We start from the raw sequence: 15,626 nt of genomic DNA, 5'->3' as shown, positions 1-15,626 counted from the left end.
CGTACTCGTCATAGGCCGCAAGCTCTGAGCCCTCCTCCGGCAGTGCGGGCGGGGTACCCCGACGTCGCGCAGCGTGAGGGTGGCCACGGCCGACCCGAATCGGTCAGCGCTCGCCACCGGCCACCTCGCGGGTCCGGCCGGGTTCTCGGCGACGTTGGCGGGAGCGCCGGTGACGGCAGCGCGCCGATCGTCACGACGACGACCGGCGACCACTGCCCAGTCCAGTCCATGCCCCACACGAACTCGAAGGTCGAGACCTACCAGGTCAGCCTCTCCACCACGTGTTCCGGCCGCTTCCGCACCGTCAGCGAGAGCGCGTGGCGCGACGGCAACGGCACCACGTTCCGCACCAGCCCACCGTCTGATGCCCGCTCGGTCCTCACCGTCTGACCGGGAAGCAATGCGCCCCGGCACCCGCACATGGCGGCCGCCGGGGCGATCGATCGGCACTCAGGCGAGCGCCACGAGCTCCCTGTACGTGTCGTTCCACAGGTCCTCGTCGCCGTCGGGCAGCAGGAGGACGCGCTCGGGCGTGAGGGCGTCGACCGCGCCCTCGTCGTGCGTCACCATGACGACCGCACCCTCGTAGCTGCGCAGCGCCCCGAGGATCTCTTCGCGGCTCGCAGGGTCGAGGTTGTTCGTCGGCTCGTCGAGCAGGAGGACGTTCGCGGAGGAGACGACGAGCGTCGCGAGCGCGAGGCGCGTCTTCTCGCCGCCCGAGAGCACCTTGGTGGGCTTGTCGGCGTCGTCACCCGAGAAGAGGAACGAGCCGAGGACGGAGCGCACCTCGGTGTCGGTGAGGTCGGGCGCGGAGTGGCGGAGGTTTTCGACAACCGTCGCGTCGAGGTCGAGCGTGTCGTGCTCCTGCGCGTAGTAGCCGATCTTCAGGCCGTGGCCGGGCACGACCTCGCCCGTGTCGGGCTGCTCGACGCCCGCGAGGATGCGGAGCATCGTCGTCTTGCCCGCGCCGTTCAGGCCGAGGATGACGACGCGCGAGCCGCGGTCGATCGCGAGGTCGACGCCCGTGAACACCTCGAGCGAGCCGTACGCCTTCGTGAGGCCCTCCGCGGTGAGCGGGGTGCGGCCGCACGGCGCGGGCTTCGGGAAGCGCAGCTTGGCGACCTTGTCGGAGACGCGCTCGCCCTCGAGGCCCTCGAGGAGCTTCTCAGCGCGACGCAGCATGTTCTGCGCGGCGACGGCCTTCGTGGCCTTGGCGCGCATCTTCTCGCCCTGGGCGGCGAGGGTCGCGGCCTTCTTCTCGGCGTTGGCGCGCTCGCGACGGCGACGCTTCTCGTCGGTCTCGCGCTGCTTGACGTACGCGTCGTAGCCGAGGTTGTACTGGTCGATCGTCGAGCGGGTCGCGTCGAGGAAGAAGACCTTCGTGCACACGACGCGCAGGAGCTCGACGTCGTGTGAGATGACGACGAGCCCGCCGGAGTAGGTGCGCAGGTACTCGCGCAGCCACACGATCGAGTCGTGGTCGAGGTGGTTGGTGGGCTCGTCGAGCAGGAGTGTGTCGACGCCGGAGAAGAGGATGCGGGCGAGCTCGACGCGGCGGCGCTGACCGCCGGAGAGCGTGCCGATGGGCTGGGCCAGGACGCGCTCGTCGAGGCCGAGGTTGACGGTGATGCGCTCGGCCTCGGACTCGGCGGCGTAGCCGCCGGCGGCGAGGAAGCGCTCCTCGAGGCGCGGGTAGCGATCGAGCGCTGCCGCCTGCGTCTCGGGGTCGGCCGAGGCCATCTGGCCCTCGGTGTCGCGCATCGCGCGCACGATCTCGTTGAGGCCGCGCGCGGAGAGCACACGGTCCATGGCGAGCTGCTCGGGGTCGGCGGTGCGCGGGTCCTGCGCGAGGTAGCCGATCTCGCTCGACCGGGTGATCGTCCCGCCGGTCGGCTGGGTCTCCCCCGCGAGCGTCTTCGTGAGGGTCGTCTTGCCGGCGCCGTTGCGGCCGACGAGCCCGATCCTGTCGCCTGACGCCACACGGAAGGTCGTCGGCTCGAGCAGGAGACGGGCTCCGACCCGGATCTCGACACCCTGGGCGGTGATCACTGCAGGTTTCCTCCGAACTCACGTGGCCCGCCCTGTACGACGGCACAAACGCGCTCGATCTTACCGGTGCGTAGCGTGCGGGACGACGTGATTTCGCCAACCCTGGAGGCCCCGTGACCGTTCCCGACACCGCCCGCACCCCCCGCCGCACGCCTGCCGAGCGCGCCCGTGACCTTGCGCTCGTCGCGACGTTCGCCGCGCTGATCGCCGCGTGCTCGCTCACGTCGATCGCGTTCTCGGCCGTGCCCGTGCCGATCACCCTGCAGACCTTCGCGGTGCTCCTCGCGGGTGCGGTGCTCGGTCCGTGGCGCGGCACGGCGGCGGTCGGCCTCTACCTCGCGGTCGGTGCGGCGGGCGTTCCGGTGTTCGCGGGCGGCGCGGGCGGGCTCGCGTCGTTCGCGGGTCCGTCGGGCGGTTACCTCATGGCGTTCCCGTTCGCGGCGCTCGTCGTCGGCCTCGCGGTGCGTGCGGCGGGCCGCCGTGGCACTGTCGGCACGGCTGTCGCCGTCGCCGTCGGCGCGCTCGTCGCGACGGCCGTGACGTACGCGATCGGTGTGCCGGTCCTCGCGGGCCGCACCGCGATGGACCTCGGTGCGGCGTGGACGTTCAACTGGGCGTTCGTGCCGTTCGATCTCGTCAAGGCCGGCCTCGTCGTCGTCGCGGCTCCCGCGGTGCTGCGCGCGTTCCCCGCGCTGCGCGGGGGTCGCGCGCCGCAGCCGTCGCCGTTCGCGACGGAGGTCGCGGCCGCGTGACGTTCATTCCGACGCCTGTGGGCGGGGCCGCGGCCCCGCCCACAGGCGTGCTCGAGCTCGAGGCGGCGGGCGTCGCGGTCGTCGACGCCGAGGGTCGCACGCGCACGCTCCTGCACCCGACGACACTCACACTCACCGAGCGGCGTGTCGCGGTCGTCGGGGCGAACGGCTCGGGCAAGTCGACGCTCGTGCGCCTGCTCGACGGGCTCATCGCGCCGACGACGGGCGCCGTGCGGGTCCACGGCCTCGACACGCGGCGCGACGGCGCGCGCGTGCGCGGGATCGTCGGGCTGCTCTTCGCGGACCCCGAGGCCCAGCTCCTCATGCCGACCCCCCTTGAGGACGTCGCGCTCTCGCTGCGGCACCTGCCGCTCCGTGAGCGCGCCGAGCGTGCGACGGCGCTCCTCGCGGACGTCGGCCTGGGCGGTCACCTCCACCAGCCCGTCGCGACGCTCTCGGGCGGGCAGAAGCAGCTGCTCGCGCTCACGTCCGTGCTTGCGGCCGAGCCCGCGGTGCTGCTCGCCGACGAGCCGACGACGCTCCTCGACCTGCGCTGGCAGGCGCACGTCGAGGCTCTGCTCGACGCGCTGCCGCAGCAGGTCGTCACGGTGACGCACGACCTCGACGCTGCAGCGCGGGCCGAGCGTGTGCTCGTCGTCGAACGGGGGCGCGTCGTCGCGGACGGGGCGCCGGCCGACGCCATCGGCGCGTACCGCGCGCTCATGGCGGGACCGCCGCCCGAGCTCGCGCCGGCCTCGTCGCGGGAGGCCCGATGAGCCGCGTCCGCGTCGCGACCCCGCTGGGGCTCCACGTCCCCGGGACGACGCTTGTCCACCGTGCGCCCGCGGGCCTCAAGCTCGTGGGGCTCGCCGCGCTCGGCACGGTGGTCGCGTTCGTGCGCGAGCCCCTCCCTGCGCTCGTGCTGCTCGCGGGCGTCGCGGGCGCGTGGGCGCTCGCGCGCCTGCCCCTGCGAGCGCTGCGCCAGCTGCGGGGCGTCGCGGTGCTTCTGCTCGTGCTCGCCGCGTTCCGCTGGTGGCACGCCGGACCGGGTGCGGCCGTCGGCATGGTCGCGGGTCTCGGCGCCGTCGTCCTGGCGGCCGCCGTCGTCACCGCGACGACGCCGACCGACGAGATCGTCGCCGTCCTCGTCCGCGGCCTGCGCGTCCTCGCGCACGTCCCGCTGCTCGGGCGCGTCGTGCGGCCCGAGTCCTTCGCGCTCTCCGTCGCGCTCGTCCTACGGACCGTGCCGACGCTCCTCGACCTCGCGCAGGGCGCGCGCGACGCGGCACGCGCCCGTGGCGTCCGCGGTCCGCGCGCGTGGCTGCTGCCGACGCTCCTGCGGACCGTCGGGCACGCCGTCCGCACGGGCGAGGCGATCCATGCCCGCGGCCTGCTGGACGCGCTCCGCCTGTCCTGACCTGGGGTTCATCTACCCGTCAACCACGGGTGCGACCGCTCCCGCAGCGCTACCGTGTGCACATGACGTTCAACGACGACGCTCGGTTCGACACGAGCAAGGCGAGCAAACGCTCGGGCGGCAGGAAGGCAGCCATCGGCGGCGGTGGCAGCATCGCTGTCATCCTGCTCGTCGTGGTCGCCCAGCAGTTCGGCCTCGACCTCTCGGGCCTCGTCGGCGGCGGAGGCGACACTGCGAACATCGCGGTCGAGGGCACCGGGGACAGCGACCTCTCTCGCTGCTCGACGGGTGCCGCGGCGAACCAGGACGACGAGTGCCGCGTCGTCGGCGCCGCGAACTCGCTCGACGCCTACTGGGAGGCGGAGTTCCCGCGCATCGCGTCGGCCCAGTACGCGTCCCCGCACGTCAACCTCTTCGAGGGCTCCGTCTCGACCGCGTGCGGCAACGCGTCGTCGGCCGTCGGCCCCTTCTACTGCCCTGGTGACCAGGACATCTACCTCGACACGTCGTTCTACAAGACCCTGCGCTCGCAGCTCGGCGCCGACGGCGGGAGCCTTGCGCAGATGTACGTCGTCGCGCACGAGTGGGGCCACCACATCTCGACGCTCACGGGCGCGATGGCCGCCGCGGAGCGCGGCGACTCGGGCCCGACGAGCGACTCCGTGCGCATCGAGCTCCAGGCGGACTGCTACGCGGGTGCGTGGGTCGGTGCGGCTGCGACGACGAAGGACGACGGAGGCACGACGTTCCTCAAGCCGCCGACGAAGGCCGAGATCGCCGACGCCCTCGACACCGCCCAGGCGATCGGCGACGACGCGATCCAGGGCCAGTCCGGCACGGTGCGCCCCGAGTCGTGGACGCACGGCTCCTCCGAGCAGCGCCAGCGCTGGTTCACGACGGGCCTCGAGCGAGGCGCGGGCGCGTGCGACACGTTCGCGGTGAGCGGCAGCAAGCTCTGAGCCGTTCGTCGTGATCGACCCCGCACCCGGCGGGCCCGCACCCGTCCGTCCCGGGCCTGAGGCGCGCGAGCTCGTCGACCGTCATGCCGCGCTCGTCGCACGGGCACGCGCGATCGTCGAACATGTCGACGACGTCGCCGTCGCGGTGGCCGCGTGGGTGCGGGCTGACGAGCAGCGACGGATCCGCGAGGAGCTCGGGCACGTCCCCGTCGGGCGGCTCGGTGAGACGACTGACCGCAACCTGCGTCTGACGGCCGTGCAGGCCGCGGGCTACGCGACCGCGGCGGACCTCCTCGGCGTCGACACGGCGACGCTCGACGCGATCCCGGGCGTCGGCGACGCGACCGCACGCGGCGTCGTCGCGGCCGTCGACCAGCTTGCCAAGGCCGCGGTCACGCTGCGGCCGCTGCGCATCACGCTCGACCGCGCGGGCCTGCCCGAGCCGCGCGAGGCGCGCGACCTGCTCGCGCTCCTGCGCCGGTTCCAGCGGGTCTCTCCGCTCGTCGCGCCGCACCGGCGCGCGCTCGACGACTACGTGCGCTTCGGCGGCCGAGCGGCGGACGACGCGGCACCCGCGCGGCACACGGCGCGCATGCTCTTCACGCTGCCGCGCACGCGCCGCACGACGCACGCGGCGCTCGCCCGGCTGCAGGAGTGGGACGAGCGGCTCGCCACCAGCGACCTCCCTGGGGTCGTCGCGCGGGCCGAGTCCGAGATCGCCGTCACGGACCCGGCCGGGCTCGCGCTCGCCGAGGACTTCGCGCGCCGGTCCGTCGAGTACTTCACGACCCTCCAGGAGATCGTCCCGCAGGCCGTCGACGTCCTCGCGACGCGCGGCCTGCTGCCCGCCGACCTTGTCGCGCGCGTCGAGGCGCACCCGCTCGACACGGCGCTCCTGCGCGTCGCGCTACGCGGCTACCAGGAGTTCGGGGCGCGCTTCGCGCTCGAGCAGGGCCGCGTGCTGCTCGGCGACGAGATGGGCCTCGGCAAGACGATGCAGGCGCTCGCCGCGATCGCGCACCTCGCGGCGGACGGACACAGGCGGTTCCTCGTCGTGTGCCCGGCGTCGCTGCTCGCGAACTGGGAGCACGAGGTGCACGACCGGTCGACGCTCGCCGTGCACCGCATCCACGGAGCCGGGCGCGCGGACGCGCTCGCCGCGTGGGAGCGCGAGGGCGGTGTCGGCCTCACGACGTTCGAGGGGCTCGCGCACGTACCTCTCGACGGCTCTGCACGGCTCGACGACGACGCGCCGTCGGAGAGCGCGGGCGCGGCCGGGCTCGGTCGCGTCGGCCTGCTCGTCGTCGACGAGGCCCAGCAGGTGAAGAACCCCAAGACTGCGCGGTCCAGGCTCGTCGCGGCGTGGGCGCAACGGTGCGCGCGCGTCCTGCTCATGTCCGGCACGCCCATGGACAACCGCCTCGAGGACTTCCTCACGCTCGTCGAGATGCTCCACCCGGGGCTCTCCGCCTCGATGCCGAGCCACCTCGGCCTCGTCGGGCCCGAGGCGTTCCGCAGCGCGGTCGCCCACGTCTACCTGCGACGCAACCAGGCCGACGTGCTCGTCGAGCTGCCGGGCGTCGTCGCGTCCGATGACTGGGTCGACCTCGGCGCAAGCGAGGAGGCCCACTACCGGGAGACCGTCGCGAGCGGCAACCTCATGGCGATGCGCCAGGCTGCGTGGCACAGCGCCGGCGCTCCCCCGGCCAAGCTCGACCGGCTGCTCGAGATCGTCGAGGAGGCCACGGGCGAGGGCCGCTCCGTGCTCGTCTTCTCCTACTTCCGCGCGACGCTCAACCTCGTCGCGTCCGCCCTCGCCACGCGAGGCGAGCAGGTCCACGGTCCGCTCACCGGCGACGTGCCCGTCGCTCGCCGCGGCGAGCTCGTCGACGCCTTCACGGCCGACGCGACCGCTGTGCTCGTCGCACAGATCTCCGTCGGCGGCACCGGCCTCAACCTCCAGGCCGCAAGCGTCGTCGTGCTGTGCGAGCCGCAGCTCACGCCGACGCTCGAGGACCAGGCGATCGCCCGCGCCCACCGCATGGGCCAGGTGCGTCCCGTGCGCGTCCACCGGCTGCTCGGCGCCGACGGCGTCGACGAGCGCATCGTCGAGATCCTCGACGGCAAGCGGGAGGTGTTCGACGACTACGTCCGCGTGTCCTCGCTCGCGCAGGCCGCCGTCGGCTCGACCGACGTCGCACGCGGCGACCTCGCCCGCGAGGTCGTCGCCGCCGAGCAGGCCCGGCTCGGCTACGGACCCTGGTGGGACGAGCTCAGCACTACTTAACACGCAGATTTCTGCATGTTACTTTCGGGGGATGGACCTCGACGAGAAGCAGATCGGCCACCGCCTCAGGGCACGACGGCTGCGCGCCGGCCTCACGCAGTCGGAGCTCGCCGATCGGGCGTCGGTCAGTCTTCGCGCGCTCAGCGACCTCGAGAACGGCAACGGCAGCTCGCTGCGCGTGGCGCTCGCCGCCGCACGACCTCTCGGTGGCCTGAGCCTGGTACTCGCGACCGAGCCCGTCGCCGCTCACAGGCGCGCCGCGCGACTGCCCTCAGCACGCTCGACCTCCCCGCGCCGCGAGGACCGCAAGTCCTTCGAACTCCATCGCTCGATCGTGCGCAAGCTGCGTGCGGACCCGGACGAGGTCACGCGCCGCGCCGCGGCCGGAGTCTCCCGGTTGCTCTCCTCCCCCCACCTGGGCCCTCAAGGACGGCGTTGGGTGCAGGAGTGGGCGGAGGCCGTCGAGTCCGGACCCGAGGTCCTCGAACGGCTGAGCCTCCGCGACGATGAGCACGGGGCGTCGCTCCGTCAGGTCTCACCATTCTTCGGCGTGCTCAGCACCGAGGAGCGTCTCGCGTCCCTGAGGCGCGCCTGATGCGCCGCAGCGAACTCGAGCACATCCTGCGCGCGGCGTCCGGTGTTGCACGACGTCCCGCGTTCCTCGTCATCGGCTCCCAGTCGGTGCTGGGCACCTGGACCGAGTCAGAGCTGCCGGCCGAGGCCACGATGAGTGCCGAGGTCGACCTCGCCCCCATCACCGAGATCGACCGGGCTCAGCTCGACGCCGAGGTACGCAGCGTGCTCGACGGCGTCTACCCGACCTCGCTGGATGCCGGTGTCGACCCGCAGTCGATCTCGGACATGCTCGACCTCATCGGTGAGTTCTCCGACTTCCACGAGGCGTTCGACGTGTACGTCCAGGGCGTCGGCGCCGACACCGCCGTCCTACCACGCGGCTGGGAGACGCGGCTGGTCGCTCTGTCGAGCGCCGAGACCGGCTACGCCATCGGGCTGTGCCTCGATCCGCTCGACGCCTGCTGCGCAAAGCTCGTCGCGGGCCGTCCCCATGACTACATCTTCGTTGCGGCCCTCCTCACCCACAGCCTCGTCGACGCCACTGCGCTACTCGATCGCTCGGCGCTGCTTCCGCCAGAGAACCCCCGGTCGGCGATGGCACGTTCGTGGGCCGCCGCACACAGCACCTGACCGAGACACCGCACCAACGACGCGAGGGCCGCACCCCCTAGGCGGGAATGCGGCCCTCGCGGCACGCGGAGCAGCAGGCTCAGACGTTGAAGCCGAGCGCGCGCAGCTGGTCGCGGCCGTCGTCCGTGATCTTCTCCGGGCCCCACGGCGGCATCCACACCCAGTTGACGCGGAAGCCGTCGGTGAGGCCGTCAAGTGCCTGGCCGGTCTGGTCCTCGATGACGTCAGTGAGCGGGCAGGCCGCCGACGTGAGCGTCATGTCGATGACGGCGTGGTTGTTCTGGTCGACGGTGATGCCGTAGACGAGGCCGAGGTCGACGACGTTGATGCCGAGCTCGGGGTCGATGACGTCCCGCATCGCCTCCTCGACGTCGGCGGCGTTCACCGGGCTGGGGGTCGTCATGCCTGCTCCTCGGGGTTGGGAGTGGTGGTGGAAGGGGTGGTGTGCGCGGCGGACGCGGTGGCCTGCGCCTCGCCGACGGTTCCGGTGCGCACGAGCGCGTCGCGCAGCGCGGCCCAGCCGAGCAGCGCGCACTTGATGCGGGCGGGGAACTTCGAGACGCCCGTGAACGCGGTGGCGTCGCCGAGGCGGTCCTCCGCGTCGTCGTCGTCGAGGCCCTTGCCGCGGGTCGCCATGAGGTCGCGGAAGAGGTCGCCGAGCGACTCCGCCTCCGCGACGCTGGCGCCGGACGCGAGCTCGGTCATGACCGAGAGCGACGCCTGGGAGATCGAGCAGCCCTGCCCGTCCCACGTGATCGAGTCGATGCGCGGGGCGCCGTCGACCGGCGTCACGGCGACGCGGAGCGTCACCTCGTCACCGCACGTCGGGTTGAGCTGGTGGGACTCGCCGCACGCGTGCGACGCGTCCGCGTCGAGCAGTCCGCGGCCGTGCGGAGCCTTGTAGTGGTCGAGGATGACCTGCTGGTAGAGCTGTTCCATCGCGCTGGCAGACATTGATGTTCCTCCTAGGACAGTCCGAAGAACGTCCGCACCCCGGCGAGGTGTTCCCGCAGGGCCGCGATGTCGTCGAGCGTCGTGTAGACGGATGCTGAGGCGCGTGTCGTCGCCGCGACGCCGAAGCGGCGGTGGAGCGGCTGCGCGCAGTGGTGGCCGACGCGGACGGCGATGCCCGCGTCGTCGAGCACCTGCCCGACGTCGTGGGAGTGCACGCCGTCGACGACGAACGACACGACGGCGAGGCGGTCGGACGCGTCCGTCGGGCCGATGACGCGCACGCCGGGCAGGTCGACGGCCTCGAGGAGCGCCTTGGTGAGCGCGACCTCGTGCGCGGCGATCGCGTCCATGCCGAGCTCGAGCAGGTAGTCGGCGGCCGCGCCCATGGCGACGGCCTGGGCGACGGGCTGCGTGCCGGCCTCGAAGCGCTGCGGCGGCGGCGCGTACGTCGTCGCCTCCATCGTCACGACCTCGACCATGGAGCCACCCGTGAGGAACGGCGGCATGGCCTCGAGAAGCTCGCGGCGGCCGTACAGCGCGCCGACGCCCGTCGGGCCGAGCATCTTGTGCGCGGAGAACGCCGCGAAGTCGACGTCGAGCGCCTTGACGTCGACGGGCAGGTGCGGCACGGACTGGCATGCGTCGAGGACGACGAGCGCCCCGACCTCGCGCGCCCGCGCGACGAGCTGCTCGACCGGCGTGATGGCGCCCGTGACGTTGGAGACGTGCGTGAACGCGAGGATCTTCGTGCGCTCCGTGACGACGCTCGCCGCGTCCTCGACGCGGATGCGTCCGTCGTCGTCGACGCCGAGCCAGCGCAGGGTCGCGCCCGTGCGGGCGCAGAGCTCCTGCCACGGGACGAGGTTCGCGTGGTGCTCGGCCTCGGTGACGACGATCTCGTCGCCGGGGCCGACCGCCAGGCGGCGTGCCGCGTCTCCCCCGCGCCCGGCGCTCGCGTTGCCGATCGAGTACGCGACGAGGTTGAGCGCGGCCGTCGCCCCCGACGTCCACACGATCTCGGCCGCGTCTGCGCCGACGAGGCGCGCGACGGACTCGCGTGCCTTCTCGAAGGCCTCGGTGGCCTCCTCGGCGAGCTGGTGCGCGCCGCGGTGCACCGCGGCATTGCGCTGGAGGTAGAAGTCCTGCTCGGCGTCGAGCACCGGGTCGGGCTTCTGGGCCGTCGCACCGGAGTCGAGGTAGACGAGCGGGCGCCCCTCGCGCAGGGTGCGCGCGAGCAGCGGGAAGTCGGCGCGCACCGCGGCGAGCTCGACGTCGCTGAGCATGTCCTACCGCCTCGTGGTCGTGGGCCGCACGCGGCCCGAAGAGTGTGTGTGGGTCGTGCGGCGGAGCGTCAGGGACGCTCCGCCGCACGGGTGCCGGGCCTGTGCCCGGCGTGGCTCACGCGTTCGTGAGGAAGCGGTCGTAGCCCTCGTTCTCGAGACGCTCGGCGAGCTCGGGGCCACCCTCCTCCGCGATGCGGCCGTCGACGAAGACGTGGACGAAGTCCGGCTTGATGTAGCGCAGGATGCGCGTGTAGTGCGTGATGAGGAGCGTGCCGACCTCGCCGCCTGCGGTGACGCGGTTGACGCCCTCGGAGACGATGCGCAGCGCGTCGACGTCGAGGCCCGAGTCGGTCTCGTCGAGGATCGCGATCTTCGGCTTGAGGAGCTCCATCTGGAGGATCTCGTGGCGCTTCTTCTCGCCGCCCGAGAAGCCCTCGTTGACCGAGCGCTCCGAGAACGAGGCGTCCATGCGGAGGTTCTCCATGGCGGCCTTCATGTCCTTGACCCAGTGACGCAGGGCCGGCGCCTCGCCGTCGATCGCGGTCTTGGCGGTGCGCAGGAAGTTCGACACCGAGACACCGGGGACCTCGACCGGGTACTGCATGGCGAGGAACATGCCGGCACGGGCGCGCTCGTCGACGCTCATCGCGAGGACGTCGGCGCCGTCGAGCGTCACCGTGCCGCCCGTGATCGTGTACTTCGGGTGGCCGGCGAGCGAGTACGCGAGCGTGGACTTGCCCGAGCCGTTGGGGCCCATGATCGCGTGGACCTCGCCGGCGTTGATGGTGAGGTCGACGCCGCGAAGGATCGGCTTGGGGCCCTCCTTCGTCTCGACGCTGACGTGGAGGTCGCGGATCTCAAGAGTGGACATTGTTCTCCTAGAAGCTTTCAGACGGTGGTGTCGACGTCGACGAGGACGCGGTCACCGTCGAGGGTCAGGGGGTACACGGGGATGGGCCGCACGGCGGGCGGCGAGTCCGGCTGGCCGGTGCGCAGGTCGAAGCGGGAGCCGTGGAGCCAGCACTCGATGAGGCAGCCCTCGACCTCGCCCTCGGACAGCGACACGGCTCCGTGGGAGCAGATGTCGCTGATGGCGTGGAGGTCGCCGTCGGAGTCGCGGACCACCGCGACCTCGACGATCTTCCCGGCATCGTCCTCGAGCTCTACGCGGTACGTGCCCTCGACGGGGACGTCCTGCGCGAGGCAGGCCAGCTGGACGGTCATGCGGACGCCGTGCCGGCCTCGATCGCCGTCATGGAACGCTCGAGCTCGGCCTCGATGGACGCGAGCAGGCGCTCCTCGACCTCAGGGACGCCGATCTCGTGGATGAGCTCGGCGAAGAACCCGCGGACGACGAGGCGACGCGCGTCGGCCTCGGGGATGCCACGAGCCTGGAGGTAGAAGAGCTGCTCGTCGTCGAAGCGGCCGGTCGCGGACGCGTGGCCCGCGCCCTCGATCTCGCCCGTCTCGATCTCGAGGTTCGGCACGGAGTCCGCGCGCGCACCGTCGGTGAGGACGAGGTTGCGGTTGAGCTCGTACGTGTCGGTGCCCTCGGCCGCCGCGCGGATGAGCACGTCACCGACCCACACGGCGTGCGCGCCGGTGCCCTGGAGCGCGCCCTTGTACGTGACGCGCGACTTGCAGCGTGGAACGGCGTGGTCGACGAAGAGGCGGTGCTCCTGGTGCTGGTCCGTGTCCGCGAAGTAGAGACCGATCATCTCGACCTCGCCGCCCTCGCCGGTGAACTCGGCGTCGGGGGTGATGCGCACGACGTCGCCGCCGAACGTCACGACGACGTGCTTGAGGCGCGCGTCGCGTCCCAGGCGGGCACGGTGCGAGGACGCGTGGACCGCGCCCGTCGCCCAGTCCTGCACGGAGACGACGGTGAGGTGCGCGCCGTCGGCGACGTCGATCTCGACGGTCTGGTTGAGCAGCGCGTCGCCGACGTGGTCGATGACGACGACGGCCTCGGCGTGGCGCTCCGCGCGGATGAGGAGGTGGTTCGACGTCGCGACGTCGCCCTGACCCTCGATGCCCTGGACGCGGATCGACGTCGCGGTGGACGCGACCTGCTCGGCGGGCACGGTGACGACGGTCGCCTCGGCGAACGTGTTCCACGCGGTGACAGCTGCGCGGTCGCCGGGGCGGCCGGCCGCGCCGAGCCGCTCGTCGTCGCGGCCGACGATCTCGACGGTGACCTCGGGCGCGGCGACGACGGTCGTCTGGACGCCGTGGCCCTCGATCGTCTCGGAGAAGAGCGGCTGCAGGCGGGAGACGGGGCTGAAGCGCCACTCCTCCTCGCGGCCCGTGGGGACGGGGATGTCCGCGAGGTCGAAGGACGTGACGCGCTCGGCGCGCGAGCCCTGCGGGACGACCGCTCCGTGCGTGTGCGCACCGTCGGCGGTCGCGCGCGAGTGGTCCGTGCTGAGGTTGGTGGGGGTGGCGGTGGTCATCAGCCGACGGAACCTTCCATCTGGAGTTCGATGAGGCGGTTGAGCTCGAGCGCGTACTCCATGGGGAGCTCGCGCGCGATGGGCTCGACGAAGCCGCGGACGATCATCGCCATGGCCTCGGTCTCCTCCATGCCGCGCGACATGAGGTAGAAGAGCTGGTCCTCGCTCACGCGGGAGACGGTGGCCTCGTGACCCATCGACACGTCGTCCTCGCGGACATCGACGTACGGGTAGGTGTCGGAGCGCGAGATCTGGTCGACGAGCAGGGCGTCGCAGAGGACGGTCGACGCGGAGCGCTTGGCACCCTCGAGAACCTGGACGAGGCCGCGGTAGGACGTGCGGCCGCCGCCACGGGCGACGGACTTCGAGACGATCGACGACGACGTGTTGGGCGCGGCGTGGACCATCTTGCAGCCGGCGTCCTGGTGCTGGCCCTCGCCCGCGAACGCGATCGAGAGGGTCTCGCCTCGTGCGTGCTCGCCGAGGAGGTAGATCGCCGGGTACTTCATGGTGACCTTGGAGCCGATGTTGCCGTCGACCCACTCCATCGTCGCGCCCTCGGCGGCCGTGGCGCGCTTCGTCACGAGGTTGTAGACGTTGTTCGACCAGTTCTGGATCGTCGTGTAGCGCACGCGGGCGTTCTTCTTGACGATGATCTCGACGACGGCCGAGTGCAGCGAGTCGGACGAGTAGATCGGCGCGGTGCAGCCCTCGACGTAGTGCACGTAGGAGCCCTCGTCAGCGATGATGAGCGTCCGCTCGAACTGGCCCATGTTCTCCGTGTTGATGCGGAAGTAGGCCTGGAGCGGGATCTCGACGTGGACGCCCGGGGGGACGTAGACGAACGAGCCGCCCGACCACACGGCGGTGTTGAGCGCGGCGAACTTGTTGTCGCCCGAGGGGATGACCGAGCCGAAGTACTGCTCGAAGATCTCCGGGTACTCGCGCAGGCCCGTGTCGGTGTCGACGAAGATGACGCCCTGCTCCTCCAGGTCCTCGCGGATCTGGTGGTAGACGACCTCGGACTCGTACTGAGCGGCGACGCCTGCGACGAGGCGCTGCTTCTCGGCCTCGGGGATGCCGAGGCGGTCGTACGTGTTCTTGATGTCCTCGGGGAGCTCCTCCCACGAGGTCGCCTGCTTCTCGGTCGAACGCACGAAGTACTTGATGTTGTCGAAGTCGATGCCGGACAGGTCGGCACCCCACGACGGCATGGGCTTGCGGTCGAAGAGGCGCAGCGCCTTGAGGCGCGTCTTGAGCATCCACTCGGGCTCGCTCTTGAGCGCCGAGATGTTGCGGACGACGTCCTCGGAGAGGCCGCGCTGCGCGAGCGCGCCGGCGGTGTCGGAGTCGTGCCAGCCGTACTCGTAGGCGCCGATCGAGGCGATGATCTCCTCGTCGGTCGCGGGAGCGTCCTGCTCCGCGACGTTCTCGGTGGGTGCGGTCATCTCATTCCTTCCGCGGTCCGGCCTGTCGGCCGGTGGTGGGTCCCGGTGGTGGTCGTGACGAGTGCGGCGTGCGCCGCGGTCCCGTCGTCCGGCGGGACGCCGGGCGGCGGCCCTACCGGGATGTTCGTGGTGCACACGTGCGCGCCGCCTGCGAGGGTCGACAGGCGCTGCACGTGGGTGCCGAGGAGCCGCGAGAACGCGGCGATCTCGGCGTCGCAGAGCTGCGGATAGCGGGCGGCGACGTGCTGCACGGGGCAGTGCCCCTGGCACAGCTGGACCATCTGCGTGCCGGGGACGGGGCGCACGGAGGCGACGAAGCCGTCCTCGGTGAGCGCCTCGGCGAGCTGCTGGACGCGGGCGGCCGGGTCGGTCGCGGTGAGCACCTCGGCGTAACGCGCCTCGCGCTCGGCGACGTGCGTGGCCGCGAACGACGTGACGGCGCTCGGGCCGCCGACGGCCTCGAGGTGGTTCATGACCTGGAGGGCGAACTGCGAGTAGCCGGCGGCGAGGGAGTCCTGGGCGGAACCGGTGGCGACGTAGCGGCGCGCGGGGCGCCCACGCTGGCCGGTGTGCCCGGACTCGTGGACCGTGACGAGGCCGTCGGACTCGAGGCTCGCGATGTGCCGGCGGATCGCGGCCGACGTGAGGTCGAGCCGAAGCCCGAGGTCGGCGGCGCTCACGGGGCCGTCGGAGACGACGAGCTCGAGCACGCGGTCGCGCGTGCTGTGCTCGCCCGCAGGCGCGGTCAGCCGCGCGTCGTGGTCGACGGTCATGCGCACACCCCTTCCACGTGCCGACATCGATATAGGCAACAGTGT

At 72.1% G+C, this 15,626-nt stretch carries 17 protein-coding genes; 8 read left to right on the top strand and 9 right to left on the bottom strand.

The features are described 5' to 3' along the window. Positions 1–228 precede the first annotated feature (228 nt). Complete coding sequence (locus tag G7063_RS06970; RefSeq protein ID WP_166413748.1) at positions 229–390, top strand: hypothetical protein; 162 nt, start codon at positions 229–231, stop codon at positions 388–390. A gap of 60 nt (positions 391–450) precedes the next feature. On the opposite strand, the gene G7063_RS06965 is transcribed toward G7063_RS06970, so the two are convergent. After that, complete coding sequence (locus G7063_RS06965; RefSeq protein WP_166413747.1) at positions 451–2,049, bottom strand: ABC-F family ATP-binding cassette domain-containing protein; 1,599 nt, start codon at positions 2,047–2,049, stop codon at positions 451–453. Positions 2,050–2,162: 113 nt separating this feature from the next. On the opposite strand from G7063_RS06965, the gene G7063_RS06960 reads away from it, so the two are divergent. The 7 genes from G7063_RS06960 (at position 2,163) to G7063_RS06930 (ending at position 8,670) form a co-directional block, all read left to right on the top strand. Beyond that, positions 2,163–2,801: a biotin transporter BioY gene (locus G7063_RS06960; protein ID WP_166413746.1), complete on the top strand. Its 639-nt coding sequence runs from the start codon at positions 2,163–2,165 to the stop codon at positions 2,799–2,801. 47 nt (positions 2,802–2,848) lie between these two features. Beyond that, positions 2,849–3,577 carry an energy-coupling factor ABC transporter ATP-binding protein gene (locus G7063_RS06955; protein ID WP_166415248.1) on the top strand — a complete coding sequence of 243 codons (729 nt, stop codon included), beginning with the start codon at positions 2,849–2,851 and terminating at the stop codon, positions 3,575–3,577. After that, positions 3,574–4,218: a CbiQ family ECF transporter T component gene (locus tag G7063_RS06950; RefSeq protein WP_166413745.1), complete on the top strand. Its 645-nt coding sequence runs from the start codon at positions 3,574–3,576 to the stop codon at positions 4,216–4,218. The genes G7063_RS06955 and G7063_RS06950 overlap by 4 nt, the downstream gene beginning before the upstream one ends. A 62-nt stretch (positions 4,219–4,280) precedes the next feature. Beyond that, positions 4,281–5,177, top strand: a complete 897-nt coding sequence (locus tag G7063_RS06945) for a neutral zinc metallopeptidase (protein WP_166413744.1) — start codon at positions 4,281–4,283, stop codon at positions 5,175–5,177. 10 nt (positions 5,178–5,187) lie between these two features. Beyond that, entirely contained in the window at positions 5,188–7,464 is a 2,277-nt protein-coding gene (locus G7063_RS06940) for a DEAD/DEAH box helicase (RefSeq protein WP_166413743.1), read from the top strand. Between the two features lie 31 nt (positions 7,465–7,495). Beyond that, a complete protein-coding gene (locus tag G7063_RS06935) occupies positions 7,496–8,059 on the top strand; it encodes a helix-turn-helix transcriptional regulator (RefSeq protein ID WP_166413742.1) in 564 nt (187 codons plus the stop codon). Further along, a complete protein-coding gene (locus G7063_RS06930; protein WP_166413741.1) occupies positions 8,059–8,670 on the top strand; it encodes a DUF6036 family nucleotidyltransferase in 612 nt (203 codons plus the stop codon). Before G7063_RS06935 ends, G7063_RS06930 begins: the two co-directional genes overlap by 1 nt. Before the next feature lie 79 nt (positions 8,671–8,749). On the opposite strand, the gene G7063_RS06925 is transcribed toward G7063_RS06930, so the two are convergent. The 8 genes from G7063_RS06925 to G7063_RS06890 all read right to left on the bottom strand — a co-directional run bounded on the left by G7063_RS06925 (position 8,750) and on the right by G7063_RS06890 (position 15,581). Then, positions 8,750–9,073, bottom strand: coding sequence for a metal-sulfur cluster assembly factor (locus G7063_RS06925; RefSeq protein ID WP_166413740.1), 324 nt, complete (start codon positions 9,071–9,073; stop codon positions 8,750–8,752). Next, entirely contained in the window at positions 9,070–9,624 is a 555-nt protein-coding gene (gene sufU, locus G7063_RS06920) for a Fe-S cluster assembly sulfur transfer protein SufU (RefSeq protein WP_370520739.1), read from the bottom strand. The genes G7063_RS06925 and sufU overlap by 4 nt, the downstream gene beginning before the upstream one ends. 11 nt (positions 9,625–9,635) lie before the next feature. After that, positions 9,636–10,907, bottom strand: coding sequence for a cysteine desulfurase (locus G7063_RS06915; RefSeq protein ID WP_166413739.1), 1,272 nt, complete (start codon positions 10,905–10,907; stop codon positions 9,636–9,638). Between the two features lie 115 nt (positions 10,908–11,022). After that, positions 11,023–11,778 carry a Fe-S cluster assembly ATPase SufC gene (gene sufC / locus G7063_RS06910; RefSeq protein ID WP_166413738.1) on the bottom strand — a complete coding sequence of 252 codons (756 nt, stop codon included), beginning with the start codon at positions 11,776–11,778 and terminating at the stop codon, positions 11,023–11,025. 17 nt (positions 11,779–11,795) lie between these two features. Beyond that, positions 11,796–12,131: a non-heme iron oxygenase ferredoxin subunit gene (locus G7063_RS06905; RefSeq protein WP_166413737.1), complete on the bottom strand. Its 336-nt coding sequence runs from the start codon at positions 12,129–12,131 to the stop codon at positions 11,796–11,798. Then, positions 12,128–13,360, bottom strand: coding sequence for a Fe-S cluster assembly protein SufD (gene sufD, locus G7063_RS06900; RefSeq protein ID WP_166413736.1), 1,233 nt, complete (start codon positions 13,358–13,360; stop codon positions 12,128–12,130). The genes G7063_RS06905 and sufD overlap by 4 nt, the downstream gene beginning before the upstream one ends. After that, the gene (gene sufB / locus G7063_RS06895) at positions 13,360–14,808 is read right to left on the bottom strand and encodes a Fe-S cluster assembly protein SufB (RefSeq protein ID WP_166413735.1); all 1,449 of its coding nucleotides are present in this window, start codon (positions 14,806–14,808) and stop codon (positions 13,360–13,362) included. The genes sufD and sufB overlap by 1 nt, the downstream gene beginning before the upstream one ends. Further along, positions 14,805–15,581, bottom strand: coding sequence for a metalloregulator ArsR/SmtB family transcription factor (locus G7063_RS06890; RefSeq protein ID WP_166413734.1), 777 nt, complete (start codon positions 15,579–15,581; stop codon positions 14,805–14,807). Before G7063_RS06890 ends, sufB begins: the two co-directional genes overlap by 4 nt. Positions 15,582–15,626 lie beyond the last annotated feature (45 nt).

It is taken from the genome of Sanguibacter sp. HDW7, assembly GCF_011300875.1.
Taxonomy (GTDB): Bacteria; Actinomycetota; Actinomycetes; order Actinomycetales; family Cellulomonadaceae; genus Flavimobilis.
Note: the sequence above shows the minus strand (reverse complement) of the source record. Positions and strands in the feature narration are given on the sequence as shown.